Below are 14799 nucleotides of genomic sequence, written 5' to 3'. Positions count from 1 at the left end.
GCCCGTCAACGAAAAAAGTAAATGTCGTTTAGTTTTCACGACAAGTTGCAACAGGCATCGGAATGGCCCGTCCCCGGAAAGAGCAAGAACTTGATATTGCTCGTCGTACAATCGACGCAACGATCCGGCTGCTGTCGGAGCGTGGCGACCTCGACGTACCGCTGACTGCGGTCGCGCATGCCATCGGATGCACAGCGCCAGCGCTTTACGGCCATTTCCGCAACAAAAGCGCCTTATTGCGCGCCGTTCGGGACGAAGGTTTCAACCAGCTCTACAGAGAAAAGCTGGCCGTCTTCCAGCAGATGCGCGGCAATCCATTCGGCTATTTGCGTGATGGCAGCTATGCCTATGTCCGCTTTGCCCTGGAAAACCCCACGCTGTACCGGCTGATGTTCACACCGCCGCCACGGCTCGGAGTCAGCGATGATCCATGGTCGGGCGAAGCTGGAAGACAGATACTAAATCTATTGCTGACGGGACTTCGCTGCTCTCAGGGCCAAGGCTTTTTGCCCGGCATGGATCTGAGGCGCTACAGCTTCATGTTCTGGTCAACGGTACACGGCGCGGTGAGCCTCACCCTTCAGAACCGGGAAATGGACCAGTCCGCCAAATGGGATGCGACACGAAAGGCCGTCGATACGTTGATGGAAATCATCGCCGCGACGCGCCATGACTCGCGCGGCACCTCATGAGCGAGATCTTCTGGCGCTGGCAAAGCCCCGATCTGTCGCAATGAACCGTTCCAGCATCGGCACAATCAGCCTGACAGGATCGGCAGCGGGCTGGCCGGTTTCGCGAGCCAGCACTTCGGCATAGGCGGCAAGATCGCGGTGCAGCGGCCCCGGCAGTTCCACCGTCACCTTCACGGGCTTGTCTTCGATGAGGGGGCCGAGTTTCAGCTTCGTCATGGTCAGTTCCTGTAAGGTTCGAGTACGAGATCGCGGGTAACGATGACCCTGACCGGGTAGCCCGGCCGGATCGTCAGGGTCGGCGCGACCTGCAACTGGCGCTGGACGATCTGTTGCCCGGCCTGATTGATGGTATCCTGCGCTCCGTCGCGGATGGCGCGGATCAGGCGATCCTCGTCGTCGGTCGCCAGTTCCGTGCCGATGCCGAGCAGCGTGGACAGCCCCGCCGCTTTCATCAGATCCCACCAGTGGTAATCAACGCCATCTTCCAGCCCGGCATTGCCGGAAGCGTCCGCACCGGGCTGGCGCTCCAGCACGATGGAGCGGCCGTTGGGCAGGATCAGGCGGTTCCAGACCAGCAGCACGCGGCGCTGACCGAATTGCACGCCCGCATCATACTGGCCGATGATGCGGGTTCCTTGCGGGATCAGCAGCAGACTGCCGGTCGGACTGTCATAGACATTCTCCGTCACCTGCGCGGTGATCTGCCCCGGCAGATCAGAGCGGATGCCGGTAATCATCGCCGCCGGAATCACTGCCCCGGCCTGCAGGATGTAGGGCGAGGCAGGCGCCATGATCCGATCCATGGCAACGGTCTGCCGATCCACAGGACCATTGAGGAAAGCTGTGTGCCGGTCCTGCGTTTCAGGTTGGGCACCAAGGTCCGGCCCCACAAGCCCCGGAATCGTTGAGCCAGCTGTCGTCGCCACTCTTGGCCCGGACTGGAAGAACACGGTGCTAAGACGTGCGGCTTCTTCCTCGGCAAGCCGGCGCTCTTCGGCAGGATCGCGGGCAGGCGTCGCCATGGCGGGCGGCGTGACGGGCTGACCCCGGTTCTGGGCATCCAGGATCGGGCCACCGAGATCGCCCGGCAATGCCGGCCCCAGGACCGGCCCGGTATAATCCTTCGGCAGACCTGCCAGTCCATCTGCCGTGGCGCGGTTCTCGGTCGAATAGAGTTCTTCACCGTTTCCGCTCATATCGCGCGTCTGGAGCGCATAGATCAGCGCCCCGCCGATGCCGAGGAGCGCAACAGCTCCGGCACCGGCCAGCATCTTGCGCGACAGGCGCGTGACGCGCGGCGGCTCGGCACGCAGACGCATCGGCGTTGGGTTGGTGGTAGCCTCTTCACTCATGACGGTTGCTCTCCGGCTTTAGCGGGCTGGGCAGCTTGTCTTTGCTCGATGCGAACGATCCTGACCGTCTGCTGCTGCTTGCCGCTACCAAGACGCAGCTCAGCCGCTCCGAACAGCCGATCGACGATCAAGATGTTCTGGTGAACACGGGAATTGACGATCTGGGTCTCGCCCTCGGAACCGATGACGAAAATCGGTGGCATCTCTCCCTGCACGATGCCGCGCGGGAAAACGACATAGACACGGCGGCCATCATCGAAGACGGAAATCGGCCGCCATGGCGGCGTATCTCCAGTCAGGCTGTAACGATAGTTGCGTGCCGCCTCGACCGGGATGATGGGTGCTGCCGGAACGGTCTGGCGCTGACCGGCAGGCAGCGCCGGATAAGACCAGGATACGGACGGCATGTAGAGCGCCTCACGGGCGCGCAGCTCGATCATGTAGGTGCGCCGATCGGTCGTCACCACGAGATTGGTTGAGATGTCGGATCGGGATGGTTTGACGAGAATATGGACCCGGCGCGACGTACCGCTCCCGCTCTCGGTATCGCCAATGATCCAGCGGGCGGTGTCTCCCGCCGCGATTGGTCCCGCGCCGGTCAGGCTTTCGCCCGGCTCCAGCGCTACATTGGTGATCTGTCCTGGTGCTGCATAGACCTGATAGAGCGCGCCTTCCGACCAGGGATAGATCTGGATGGCGTTATAGTAACCCTCGCGGCGCGGCTCGACGCGGGCGGCGGCATTGGCGTTCTCGACGCGGCCTGCCGGTGTTCCGGCAGCAGTGCCGCCGCGTGCGACCGTCCAGGCCGGCGGCGTGTGAAGCGGCCGAGGCCGGTCATCCGTGACAGCGGTCGGCACGACGGGCAACGCCGGCACATCGGCATCATAGCTGAACTGCGGCGCTTTGTTGGTGGCGCAGCCGGCGAGCATGGTGGCCGAAAGCAACAAAGCCGCGAAGGCGGGTTTACGGAAAACCGGCAAGGCGGAATTGCGGGAAGACGCGATGGTCATTGGCTCATCTCCCGCGACCATGAAATTGCATTGACGTAGATGCCGAGCGGATTGGCGCGCAGACGCTCGGCATCGCGCGGGGTCTGGATCACGATGGTCAGGATCGCGGTCCAGCGCTCGGTCGTGGAAAGCTGCCCGTTCTCGTAATGGCGCTCGGTCCAGGCGACGCGGAAACTGTCGTTCGAGGCGCGGATGACGCTGGAAACTTCGACTGCGATCTGCTGGCGGCCGACACGGGTGAACGGATCGTTGGCGCGGGCATAGTCGTTGAGCGCGGCCGCTCCCCTATCTGTGGTGAACTCATAGGCGCGCAGCCAGTTCTGGCGCACGATGATGGCATCCGCCGGGATCGAGCGCGTCTGCTCGATGAAACGGCCAAGATGGAAGGCGATCTGCGGATCGGTCGGGCGGTAATCGGCCGTGGCTGCGGTGATGGCCTGGGCCTGGCCGAGATTATCGACCTGCACCACCCAGGGCACGACCGTCCCGCGCGCCGATTGCCAGACCAGAGCAGAGGCGAAACCGGCCGAGAGGATCAGTGAGCCGAAGGCCATGATGCGCCAGTTCTTAGCCTGCACGCGAGCCGAACCGATACGCTCGTCCCAGGCCTGGGCAGCTTTCTGATAGGGCGTCTCGGGTTCGGGCGATTTGCCGTAATGGGCCGATGGACGTTTGAAGATGTTCATGAGCGGTCACTTTCAGAAAGATTGATGGAGGAGCCGCCGCCATGGCTGTCGCCAGCGCGCACGGCATGGGCGGCCATCGACGTGCCGTGACTGAGTGTCTGCTTGCGCTGCATCTGCTTTGCCCATGCCGGAGAGCCGCCAGCCTGCGCGGCGGGCGATGGGCCAGCACTCGCGGCCTCGCTGGCACCTCCGACAGTTCCAGCCGTGGAAGAGCCACCAGTGACGCCGAAGCCGGCACGCGCTCCATCGGAAAAGCTGGACGTGACGCTTTCCGATGCCTTCGAGGCGGCGCGCTTCAGGGGCGATGCGGCAGCAGAGCCTGCGGCACGGGCAACACCGCCCAGACCGGAGGCAACACCGGCAGCGCCGGACTGGCCAAGCGAGCCGACACTGTAGGCGGCGCTCGCCGCACCTGCGGCGGCAGCACCACCACGGACAGCCGCAGCTCCACCCGACAGCGCCGCTGTCCCTCCCTTCGCGGCCATGCCTGCGGCAGCGCCGCCGGCAAGCATCATGCCGCCAGCGGCAAGGCCGGTTCCAACAGCCGCACCTGCGCCAAGCTGCGGGCCGCCAGAAACCAGACCGGACGCGATGCCAGGACCGAAGATGCCGAGGCCGAGAAGGGAAAGGGCGGCCAGCACGATCGCCATGGCGTCGTCGATGGTCGGCGTCACGCCGCCGAAGCCTGCCGTGAATTGGCTAAATAGGGTTGATCCGATGCCGATGATGACGGCCAGGACCAGCACCTTGATGCCGGAGGAAACGACATTGCCAAGAACGCGCTCGGCAATGAAGGCAGTCTTGCCGAAGAGACCAAAGGGGATCAGCACAAAACCGGCCAGCGTGGTCAGCTTGAACTCAATCAGGGTGACAAAGAGCTGCACGGCGAGAATGAAGAAGGCGAGCAGCACCAGCGCCCAGGCGAACATCAGGCAGGCGATCTGGATGAAGTTCTCGAAGAAGGACCAGTAGCCCATCATATCCGAGATGGATTCGAGCAGCGGGCGACCGGCATCGAGGCCGGTCTGCGCCACCTTGCCGGGCCGCAGTAGATCGGCGGCGGAAAAGCTGGTGCCCGAACCTTTCAGGCCAAGACCAGCGAAGCTGTCGAAGATGATCTGGGCGAGATTGTTCCAGTTGCCGATCAGGTATGCGAAGACACCGACAAAAAGCGTCTTCTTGACGAGGCGTGCGATGATGTCGTCATCCGCACCCCAGGACCAGAAGAGTGCGGCCAGCGTCACGTCGATGACGATTAGCGTGGTGGCGATGAAGGCGACCTCGCCGCCAAGCAGGCCGAAGCCGCTGTCGATATAGCTGGTGAAGACGCCCAGGAAATTGTCGATGACGCCGGTGCCGCCCATGGTTCACTGACCCCCGTTCTGATGCGGGGCGGCGGGCACCGGCGTCCGGCCGAGGAACCGGTCGCGGTTCTCGGCCCAGATGGCGAGGCAGTCGGGATCGTTCACGGCTGCCTCGCCAAGTTGCTGGCAGTGGCGCAGGCTCTGGCGCAGTGGATCGGCAGGCGCCTGAAGCGCCGGGGCCGGACGGGGCTGGGCTGGTTCGTCCTCGCGTGTCATTTCGATCACCGTCGCGGTGATGGCGATGGCCACGAATATGATCGCGCCCGGCCGCGCCAGCATCTTGCCGTCCATGTCGCGCCCCTCCTGTCCGGTCAGTTGTTGCCGTTGCCGAACATCCGGGCATTGCCAGGCTGATAGCCCGATCCCGGCGTCAGAAAGCGCTCGCGCAGGATGCGGCCCTGTTCGGCGGCGGTGGCACGCTCGGCCTCGATCAGGGCTTCGGAGCGACCATTGGCGGACATCAGCGCGATCAGGTCGGAAAGCTGCTGCGACTGGAGCGCGAGAAGCTGATTGCCCGCCTGTGTCGCCTGCAACGCGCCGGTCGCGTTCTGGCTCTGCCCGACAAGGGCGGACATTTCAGCGCGGTTGGTGTCAATATTTCCGACGACACCGGCCTGCACGCGCATGGCGTCCTGCAAGCCGCCGACCGTATTCTGCCAGCGGGACCGCGCATCGGCGACGAGCTGGGCGTCGGTCGCGGACAGCGAAACCTTGCCGTATTTCTGTTGGAACACCTGGTCGACGTTCTGCACGTCGAAGGCAATGTTCTGCGCCTGAGCCAGAAGCTGCTGCGTGCGCTGGACGTTCTGCTGCAAAGTCTGGAGCGAGGAATACGGCAGATTGGCAAGATTCTTCGCCTGATTGATGAGCATCTGCGCTTCATTCTGAAGCGAGGTGATCTGGTGGTTGATCTGCTCCAGCGTACGGGCGGCGGTTAGAAGGTTCTGGGCATAGTTGGTCGGATCATAGACGATGCGGCCGAAGCCAAAAGCGTGAGCGGGGCTTGTCAGCATGGGCGACAGTGCAACAGGCATGGCGAGCGTCAGCGCCAGCACGGATGCACTGACATATCGGGAAACGGGGATACGGATCATGGCAGGGTCTCCTTTTCTTGGCTGTCATCTGGATGGATTTGATCCGGCGCGACCGGCCGAGCAGGCTCTGTCCGTTCGACAAGATTGGTAAGGTTCGGGATCAGATCGACGGCCCATTCGACGCCGCGATCGCGCAGCCAGGCCGCGAGAAAACCGTCCTGCCCATGCTCGGCGACGAGTTCGGCGATACGGGTCTGATCGGATTTGGATGATGCGGCGCAGAGCGCGAGACCGACTTCGCTGAGGCCAAGCTCGAACAGGCGATTGCCGCGCCGCGATTGGCAGTAGTAGTCCCGCTTGGGCGTGGCCCGCGCGAGGATCTCGATTTGCCGGTCATTGAGGCCGAAGCGGCGGTAGATTGCCGTGATCTGCGGCTCGATGGCGCGTTCATTCGGGAGAAGCAGCCGCGTCGGGCAGCTTTCGATGATGGCGGGCGCGATATTGCTGCCGTCAATGTCCGAGAGCGACTGCGTGGCGAAGATGACGGAAGCGTTCTTCTTCCTGAGTGTCTTCAGCCATTCGCGGAGCTGATTGGCGAACCCCTCATCATCGAGCGCCAGCCAGCCTTCGTCGATGATGAGCAGGGTTGGCCGACCGTCGAGCCGGTCGCCGATCCGATGAAACAGATAGGACAGGACGGCAGGCGCAGCCCCAGTGCCGACCAGCCCCTCGATCTCGAAGGCCTGTACATCGGCTGATCCGAGATGTTCGGCCTCGGCGTCGAGCAACCGGCCATAGGCGCCGCCAATGCAGTATGGGCGCAACGCCTGTTTCAGATCGTTGGATTGCAGCAGCACGGCAAGGCCGGTGATGGTCCGTTCCCCCGCCGGGGCGGATGCCAGCGATGTCAGTGCCGTCCAGATGTGCTCCTTCACCTCCGGCGTGATGGTCATGCCTTCACGCATCAGGATCGCGGCGATCCAGTCAGCGGCCCATGACCGCTCATAGGCATCATCGATCTGCGCCAGCGGTTGCAGGGAAACGGAAACCTCCGATCCCTCGGTCAACCCACCGCCGAGATCATGCCAGTCGCCCCCCATGGCGAGCGCGGATGCCCGGATCGATCCCCCGAAATCGAAAGCGAAAATCTGGCTGCGATCATAGCGGCGAAATTGCAACGCCATCAGCGCCAGCAGCACGGACTTGCCCGCGCCGGTCGGGCCGACGACGAGGGTATGGCCCACGTCGCCGACATGAAGGGAAAGCCGGAACGGAGTCGAACCTTCGGTCTTGCCGTACAGCAAGGGGGGCGCTCCGAGATGTTCGTTCCGTTCCGGCCCCGCCCACACGGCCGATAGAGGGATCATGTGGGCGAGGTTGAGCGTCGAGATCGGCGGCTGCCGGACATTGGCGTAGGCATGTCCGGGGATCGAGCCTAGCCAGGCATCGACGGCATTGACAGTTTCCGGCATGGCCGTGAAGTCACGGCCCTGAATGATCTTCTCGACCAGACGCAGCTTCTCGTCGGCGATACGGGGGTCGGCGTCCCAGACGGTGACGGTTGCTGTGACATAGGCCATGCCGGCGACGTCAGCGCCCAGTTCCTGCAAGGCCATGTCGGCATCGAGCGCCTTGTTGGACGCATCGGTGTCCACCAGCGCCGATTGCTCGTTGGTCATCACCTCCTTGAGGATCGCGGCGATGGATTTTCTCTTGGCGAACCATTGACGGCGGATTTTGGTGAGGAGTTTCGTCGCGTCCGTCTTGTCCATCAGGATGGCGCGGGTGGACCAGCGATACGGGAACGCGAGCCGGTTCATCTCGTCGAGCAGGCCGGGCGTGGTCGCTGTCGGAAAGCCGATAATGGTCAGGACGCGCAGATGCTTGTCACCAAGGCGCGGTTCCAGACCGCCAGTCAGCGGCTGATCGGCCAGCAGCGCATCGAGGTGCATGGGCACTTCGGGTACGCGGACACGATGGCGGTTCGTGGAAATCGTGGAATGGAGATAGGTCAGCGTGCCCGCGTCATCGATCCAGTGGCATTCGGGCATGAAGCCGTCGAGCAGCGCCAGCACGCGGTCGGTGCGGTCGATGAAGCCGCGCATCAGCTCCCATGGATTGACGCCGGATTGCTCACGGCCCTCGTAGAGCCAGGTCTCGGCGCGAGCTGCATCTTCGGCGGGTGGCAGCCAGAGGAAGGTCAGGAAGTAACCTGACACGAAATGCGTGCCCGCTTCCTCAAAGGCAGCCTTGCGCTCGGCATCGACCAGAGCGGAAGCCGGATCAGGAAATTGGCTGCCGGGATAGATCGCGGCTTCGCTTCGTTGAGCCTCAACAAAGATCGACCAGCCGGAGCCGAGGCGGCGCACGGCGTTGTTGATGCGCCCGGCGACCGCGACCAGCTCGGCGGCGACAGCGGAATCCAGATCCGGCCCGCGAAACTTCGCTGTCCTCTGGAAACTGCCGTCCTTGTTCAGCACGACGCCCGAGCCAACGAGCGCGGCCCAGGGCAGGAAATCCGCGAGGCGGGTGGCGGTACGGCGATATTCGGTGAGGTTCATCATGGGCGCGCCTTCACACCGACAGATGACCGGGGATGCGCAGATGCCTGCGGCCCACCTCGACAAAAAGCGGATCGCGTTTGGCAGCCCATACCGCGAGGAAATGTCCGACCGCCCAGATGGCGATGCCAACCAGCCAGAGACGAAGGCCGAGGCCGACGGCGCCGGCCAGCGTGCCGTTGACGATGGCAATCGAACGCGGTGCGCCGCCGAGCAGGATATGCTCGGTCAGCGCCCGGTGAACCGGGATGGAGAAGCCCGGCACCGCATCGAGCTGTTCAAACCCGCCCGCCATCAGATGAGCGCCCCGCCGCCGAACGAGAAGAACGACAGGAAGAAGCTCGACGCAGCGAAGGCGATGGACAGGCCGAAGACGATCTGGATCAGGCGGCGGAAGCCGCCGGAGGTATCGCCAAAGGCCAACGCCAGGCCGGTGGCGATGATGACGATGACGGCGATGATCTTGGCGACAGGACCTTCTATCGACTGGAGGATCGACTGAAGCGGGGCCTCCCAGGGCATGGAGGAGCCGGAGGCGTGTGCGGCAGGCGCCAGCATCAGACTGATGGAAACAGTGGCAGCGGCGGTTGCCATGATGCGGCAGCCGCGTGAAATCGTGCGGATCATGAAGGGTTTCCTTTCGGGGTGGTTGCCAAAGTAATGGGATGCGTGATGGCGTAGTCGCCGTCCGCTCCCAGCCCATCGACGCGGGCGAGTTCGACCAGGCGGCGGGACGATCCACGTCCGGCAAGAACGGCGACAAGGTCGATGGTCTCGGCGATCAGGGCGCGCGGGACGGTGACGACGGCTTCCTGGATGAGCTGCTCGAGGCGTCGCAGCGCGCCAATGCCGGAACCGGCATGGATGGTGCCGATCCCGCCCGGATGGCCGGTGCCCCAGGCTTTAAGGAGGTCGAGAGCTTCGGACCCGCGCACCTCGCCGACCGGGATGCGATCCGGGCGCAGGCGTAGCGACGAACGCACCAGATCGGAGAGCGTCGCCACGCCATCTTTGGTGCGCATCGCGACCAGATTGGGCGCGGCGCATTGCAGTTCGCGCGTGTCTTCAATGATCACGACGCGATCCGAAGTCTTGGCGACTTCTGCCAGCAGCGCGTTGGTCAGCGTGGTCTTGCCAGTGGAGGTGCCGCCCGCGACGAGGATATTGGCCCGCGTGGCGACGTTCAGGCGCAACACCTCGGCCTGATGGCTGGTCATGATCCCGGCGTTTACATAGTCGTCGAGCGTGAACACCGCGACGGCGGGCTTGCGGATGGCAAAGGTCGGCGCCGTGACGACAGGCGGCAGCAACCCTTCGAAGCGCTCTCCGGTCTCAGGCAGTTCGGCCGATACACGCGGACTTCGGGTATGAACTTCGACGCCAACATGATGGGCGACCAGCCTGACGATCCGCTCGCCATCAGCCGCAGACAGCCTCTCTCCCGTATCGGCCAGACCTTCGGAGAGCCGATCCACCCAGATGCGGCCATCGGGATTCAGCATCACCTCGACCACACCGGGATCTTCCAGAAACCGGGCAATCGATGCCCCGAGCGCGGTGCGCAGCATCCGCGCACCACGCGCAATCGTCTCGGGTTTCTGATGTGATGCGGTCATGGCGGCCCCGTTCATGGCGGGACGCGCAAAAGACGGACCCCGGATTGGGGTCGATTAAAAGAACCTGATTTAGGGCCGTTTCAACAGATGTTTGTGCGCGTGCGGGCATCGGCGGCTGACGGCGGCAAATCGGATGGATCGAACGTTCAGGGCTGGTTTCCATCGGCTTCAGACTGGCCTTGCGACGAAAGATCGGGAAGCGAATCCATATCCCGCGACAACTCTTTCAGGAACCTGTCGCCGGAAGCCAGGCGCTTGCCCAGCGTCTGCATGAAGCCTTCGAAGCGCTCGTTGCCCTTGATGCGCGCCGATTGTTTCGCGCTATCTGACAGCGGCGGCGTCATGGTGAGCCAGAATTGTACGAACAGCGAAAGCGTCTCGCCGAGGATGGCGACATCTTCGTCCAGCATATCGAACTGGCGGCCAAGCTTATCCAGGCGTCGCGACATTGCGGCTTCTAGCCGTTCGGTCGTGTCACCGGACAGGAAGGATGCGACCGCAGCCTCGATCACTGCGGATTTTGAAACATTGCGACGCAGCGCCAGACCCTCGACCTGCTTCAGCAGATCCGAGGAGAAGTAGACATTCATGCGGGTGCGACTCGTCATGCCTGTCTTCCTTCTCAAAGCTCGATGCCGTCATTTGGGTCGAGTGACGCCTGCCGCGCGACCATGCGCATCCGCTGACGCATGGCGCGGGCTTTGGCGGCATCGACGTCGGGCTCATCATCGAGAAAATCAAACTCCTGCGATGGCGGCGGTGGTGGCGGGATGATTTCCTCATGCTCGGGAAGCTCCGGCTCACGACGGATACCGGCATTGGCAGGATCGTCGTCGGACGTGTTCGACGTGGGGCCGTGGCCGGCCGCGGCCGCAACAACACGGCTCGTCCAGTCGTCTGGCGCCGATGTTACCATCTTCACCGACGGCTTGCGCAGATCGGGCGGCGGCAACACCCGTTCCTGAAACCGCGTATCGGCGTAATAGCGCGCCTTAGCCGCGCGGATCGGCGGCACGCCCGCCACCATGACGATCTCGTCGGTTGGCGGAAGCTGCATGATTTCGCCGGGCGTCAGGAGTGGCCGCGCCGTTTCCTGCCGTGAAACCATGAGATGCCCGAGCCATGGCGCGAGGCGATGACCGGCATAGTTGGTGGAATCGCGCATTTCTGTCGCCGTGCCGAGCGCATCACTGATCCGTTTGGCGGTGCGTTCATCATTGGCAGCAAAGGCGACACGCACATGGCAGTTGTCGAGAATGGCGTTGTTCTGTCCATAGGCCCGCTCGATCTGGTTGAGCGACTGCGCGATCAGGAACGCTTTGAGGCCGTAGCCGGCCATGAAGGCGAGCGCCGATTCAAAGAAATCAAGCCGCCCGAGCGCGGGGAACTCGTCCAGCATCAACAGGAGACGGTGGCGTTTTTCGGTGGTTTCCAGCTCCTCGGTCAGCCGCCGCCCGACCTGATTGAGGATGAGGCGGATCAGCGGTTTTGTGCGATTGATGTCCGAGGGCGGTACGACGAGGTAGAGGCTGACGGGTTCTTTTGCTCCGACCAAATCGGCAATGCGCCAGTCGCAGCGGGCCGTCACGCGGGCCACGACCGGATCTCGGTAAAGGCCGAGAAAGGACATCGCCGTGGACAGCACGCCGGAGCGTTCGTTTTCGGACTTATTCAGCAGCTCGCGTGCCGACGAAGCAATGACCGGATGCACACCCGCTTCGCCCAGATGCGGCGTGTCCATCATGGCGCGCAAGGTTGCCTCGACCGGACGGCGGGGATCGGACAGAAAACTCGCAACGCCGGCGAGCGTCTTTTCCTTCTCGGCGTAAAGGACATGCAGGATCGCGCCGACCAGCAGCGAATGGCTGGTCTTTTCCCAATGGTTACGCTTGTCGAGGCTGCCTTCGGGATCGACCAGAATGTCCGCGATGTTCTGGACATCGCGGACTTCCCATTCCCCCTGACGGACTTCCAGCAGCGGGTTGTAAGCTGCGGAATGCACATTGGTCGGATCGAACCGTAGGACGCGGCCGTGATGGGACCGGAAGCCGGCCGTCAGATTCCAGTTCTCACCCTTGATGTCATGCACGATGCAACTTCCCGGCCAGGTCAGCAGCGTCGGCACAACGAGGCCGACGCCTTTGCCTGATCGGGTGGGCGCGAAACAAAGGACATGCTCGGGGCCGTCGTGTCGGAGATAGTCCTTGCTGTGCCTTCCCAGGACCACGCCATCGGGACCGAGCAATCCGGCAGCATGGATTTCCTTGTCTTCGGCCCATCGCGCCGAACCGTAGGTGGCGACGTTGCGCGCCTCGCGCGCCCGGATGATCGACATGAAAAAAGCGGCGGCGATAGCGAACAACGCCCCGGACGTGGCGATGAACGCGCCCTCGGTGAAAATACCGGGCGCATAGGCGTCATAGGAAAACCACCACCAGAAGAAGGCCGGAGGATAATAGACCGGCCATCCCGCAACATCGAACCATGGATTGCCGAGCTGGGGCTGAAAGCCAAGGCGGAAGGCCACCCATTGTGTCGAAGTCCAGACCATCACCAGGACAATGGTGAATACGACAATGATCTGGCCCCAGAGTATTCGGCCACCACGCATACAGGCTCCAATCGGCAAGAGAGTCGGAGCCGATCAAAGAATAGACGTTTTCGAAAGCGGCAATAGGAAAAGCAGGGGTGCCGTGTTGCCGGATACTATCGGCGGCACATCGGACAGGCCCTTTCAGATGCCGATGTCGACAGAACAATTTGCGAGGTGCCAGATCGGCAAAGGCTCAAATCCCGAGCCCTCGTGTTCGCCCCATTTGCCACGATACCGATCCACCCTGCACGATGCCCGCAATCTCGCGGCCGAGCTGGCGGTCGATCACTGGCCGCCATGGGACAAGAGTGAACTCGTGGCTCTTTTCGACAATGGCGAACTTGCCGCTCGATAGATGTGCGGTCCCGGTGAACTTGCCGCTGATATTTTCGCCATCGGCAGCCGCCCGGAACGGCAAGCCTTTGCTGCTGGCCATTTCCGCACCGACGCGGGCCACTTCCCTTTCTCGCAGATTGGCGAGCAGGTTGCGCCGATAGAGGATGCGTCCATTCTGCTGCCGCGTGGCATCGCCCTGTGCGATATGGTGTTCACGCCGCTGGTCCATAGCCTCGCGCACCTGCTGGCCGAACCCTGCCGGGGTAAGGTCCGAGGCGTCCGGTGTGACCAATCGCCGGTCGAGCCAGGTCGCGCCATCGGACCCAATCTGCTTTTCCAGATCGAAGGTCGAGACGACACGGATGCTGGCCTGCCGGTTGCGACCGGCATCATAGGCGGTGGCGCGGCTCTCGAAGTCTTCGGGGATGTGCCACTGGTCGGCGTCGATCCGCTCGGCAATCCCGGCCCGGCGTAGCGATTCCAATCGCCGGACATGGGCATCGACATAGCCCTCATAATCGCCACCCGGCACACGTCCCTCGAACTTCGCCTGTTCGAGGTGGCGGCTCGGTCGGTAGATACCATTTTCCGAGATCGCAGCGATGGTGCGATCAGAGGGACGTTGTGCTGTATCGGCGGGACCGACTTCCACGATGCTGCCGATCCGGGCATCTTCGACGCGGGCCGGATCAATGCCGGGAAGATGGTGTGTTCGCCCGTCGATGCCGTCCACCACGAGCGTCAGGTTCTCGCCCATCTCGTCGGTGGGATATTTGTCCACGACGCGGCCGGTGATGGGCGCCGCGGGTGCGGCATCGTGAAGCTGGAAGGTCATCGGATCACGTTCCTGCCCATCGGCCTTCAGCGCCTTGTGCATGTTGCGGATGATGTCACCGCGCTCACCGAGTTCACGCAGCGCCGGTTCCATCTTCGCGCCAAGCTCCCAGACGCCGGGTGCATGTTCCGTAGCCAGCCCCATCTTTTCCAGCTTGGCGAGACGGCGCAGGCGAAGTGTGCGGTTGAACTGGCGGCGTGCATCTGCCGGTTCGTGGCGCAGATCGAGGAACCTTTCTTCGGCTTCCTCGGTCATGGCGCGGTCGATGCGCGTGAAGCGGTCCTGATCGATTTCGGCAGACAGCTTGCGGCTCTGCTCGATCTCGGTCACGGGGCCGAGTTCCAGCGTGGTCAGTTCGCTCGCCCGCTCACGAATACCATTGGCGAGATAGTCGCCATTGATAACCAGGTTCTCGCCCAGATCGTCCTTCCCCCGAACAATGACATGGACATGGGGATGGCCGGTATTGTGGTGATTGACCGCCACCCAATCGAGTTTCGTGCCAAGGTCGGCCTCGATGCGGCTCATCAGATCGCGGGTGTGGTCGGTGAGATCGGAAAGATCGGCGGCATCCTCGGGCGAGACGATGAAGCGGAACTGGTGGCGATCATCCTTGCCGCGATCAAGGAAGGCATCTCCATCAGCGCGGTCCTCGGTCGCCGAATAGAGCTGGCCACGTTCGCCATCGCGCGAGGTGCCGTCGCGCTGGATGTAGCGCAG

15 protein-coding genes are annotated in these 14799 nt (G+C 63.1%); 1 reads left to right on the top strand and 14 read right to left on the bottom strand.

Annotated features, from left to right (window positions below; genetic code table 11):
- Positions 1 to 62: 62 nt before the first annotated feature.
- Positions 63 to 692, top strand: a complete 630-nt coding sequence (locus C8348_RS17390; protein WP_038148824.1) for a TetR/AcrR family transcriptional regulator — start codon at positions 63 to 65, stop codon at positions 690 to 692.
- Here C8348_RS17390 and C8348_RS17385 read toward each other — a convergent pair.
- The 14 genes from C8348_RS17385 to C8348_RS22440 all read right to left on the bottom strand — a co-directional run bounded on the left by C8348_RS17385 (position 687) and on the right by C8348_RS22440 (position 14334).
- On the bottom strand, positions 687 to 908 hold the full coding sequence (locus tag C8348_RS17385; RefSeq protein WP_038148826.1) for a DUF2274 domain-containing protein: 222 nt from the start codon (positions 906 to 908) through the stop codon (positions 687 to 689). The two genes, C8348_RS17390 and C8348_RS17385, sit on opposite strands and share 6 nt — an antisense overlap.
- Before the next feature lie 2 nt (positions 909 to 910).
- Positions 911 to 2011, bottom strand: a complete 1101-nt coding sequence (locus tag C8348_RS17380) for a TraB/TrbI/VirB10 family type IV secretion system protein (RefSeq protein ID WP_162178908.1) — start codon at positions 2009 to 2011, stop codon at positions 911 to 913.
- 29 nt (positions 2012 to 2040) lie between these two features.
- Positions 2041 to 3054, bottom strand: coding sequence for a P-type conjugative transfer protein TrbG (gene trbG / locus C8348_RS17375; RefSeq protein ID WP_038148831.1), 1014 nt, complete (start codon positions 3052 to 3054; stop codon positions 2041 to 2043).
- Positions 3051 to 3740 carry a conjugal transfer protein TrbF gene (trbF, locus tag C8348_RS17370; RefSeq protein ID WP_038148833.1) on the bottom strand — a complete coding sequence of 230 codons (690 nt, stop codon included), beginning with the start codon at positions 3738 to 3740 and terminating at the stop codon, positions 3051 to 3053. The genes trbG and trbF overlap by 4 nt, the downstream gene beginning before the upstream one ends.
- Positions 3737 to 5104, bottom strand: a complete 1368-nt coding sequence (gene trbL / locus C8348_RS17365) for a P-type conjugative transfer protein TrbL (protein ID WP_038148834.1) — start codon at positions 5102 to 5104, stop codon at positions 3737 to 3739. The genes trbF and trbL overlap by 4 nt, the downstream gene beginning before the upstream one ends.
- Positions 5105 to 5107: 3 nt before the next feature.
- Entirely contained in the window at positions 5108 to 5395 is a 288-nt protein-coding gene (gene trbK-alt, locus C8348_RS17360; RefSeq protein WP_106754607.1) for a putative entry exclusion protein TrbK-alt, read from the bottom strand.
- 20 nt (positions 5396 to 5415) lie between these two features.
- Entirely contained in the window at positions 5416 to 6198 is a 783-nt protein-coding gene (gene trbJ / locus C8348_RS17355; RefSeq protein ID WP_038148837.1) for a P-type conjugative transfer protein TrbJ, read from the bottom strand.
- The gene (trbE, locus tag C8348_RS17350) at positions 6195 to 8702 is read right to left on the bottom strand and encodes a conjugal transfer protein TrbE (protein WP_038148840.1); all 2508 of its coding nucleotides are present in this window, start codon (positions 8700 to 8702) and stop codon (positions 6195 to 6197) included. The genes trbJ and trbE overlap by 4 nt, the downstream gene beginning before the upstream one ends.
- 10 nt (positions 8703 to 8712) lie before the next feature.
- On the bottom strand, positions 8713 to 8994 hold the full coding sequence (locus tag C8348_RS17345; protein ID WP_009450537.1) for a VirB3 family type IV secretion system protein: 282 nt from the start codon (positions 8992 to 8994) through the stop codon (positions 8713 to 8715).
- Positions 8994 to 9326 carry a TrbC/VirB2 family type IV secretion system protein gene (locus C8348_RS17340; protein ID WP_009450539.1) on the bottom strand — a complete coding sequence of 111 codons (333 nt, stop codon included), beginning with the start codon at positions 9324 to 9326 and terminating at the stop codon, positions 8994 to 8996. The genes C8348_RS17345 and C8348_RS17340 overlap by 1 nt, the downstream gene beginning before the upstream one ends.
- On the bottom strand, positions 9323 to 10315 hold the full coding sequence (trbB, locus tag C8348_RS17335) for a P-type conjugative transfer ATPase TrbB (RefSeq protein ID WP_038148842.1): 993 nt from the start codon (positions 10313 to 10315) through the stop codon (positions 9323 to 9325). The genes C8348_RS17340 and trbB overlap by 4 nt, the downstream gene beginning before the upstream one ends.
- A gap of 146 nt (positions 10316 to 10461) precedes the next feature.
- A complete protein-coding gene (locus C8348_RS17330) occupies positions 10462 to 10923 on the bottom strand; it encodes a ribbon-helix-helix domain-containing protein (protein ID WP_038146325.1) in 462 nt (153 codons plus the stop codon).
- A 14-nt stretch (positions 10924 to 10937) separates the two neighbouring features.
- The gene (locus C8348_RS17325; protein ID WP_106754606.1) at positions 10938 to 12926 is read right to left on the bottom strand and encodes a conjugal transfer protein TraG; all 1989 of its coding nucleotides are present in this window, start codon (positions 12924 to 12926) and stop codon (positions 10938 to 10940) included.
- A gap of 175 nt (positions 12927 to 13101) precedes the next feature.
- Positions 13102 to 14334, bottom strand: a complete 1233-nt coding sequence (locus C8348_RS22440; RefSeq protein ID WP_268877523.1) for a DUF3363 domain-containing protein — start codon at positions 14332 to 14334, stop codon at positions 13102 to 13104.
- Positions 14335 to 14799 lie beyond the last annotated feature (465 nt).

It is taken from the genome of Pannonibacter carbonis (assembly GCF_003012935.1).
In the GTDB taxonomy this organism is placed as follows: domain Bacteria; phylum Pseudomonadota; class Alphaproteobacteria; order Rhizobiales; family Stappiaceae; genus Pannonibacter; species Pannonibacter carbonis.
Note: the sequence above shows the minus strand (reverse complement) of the source record. Positions and strands in the feature narration are given on the sequence as shown.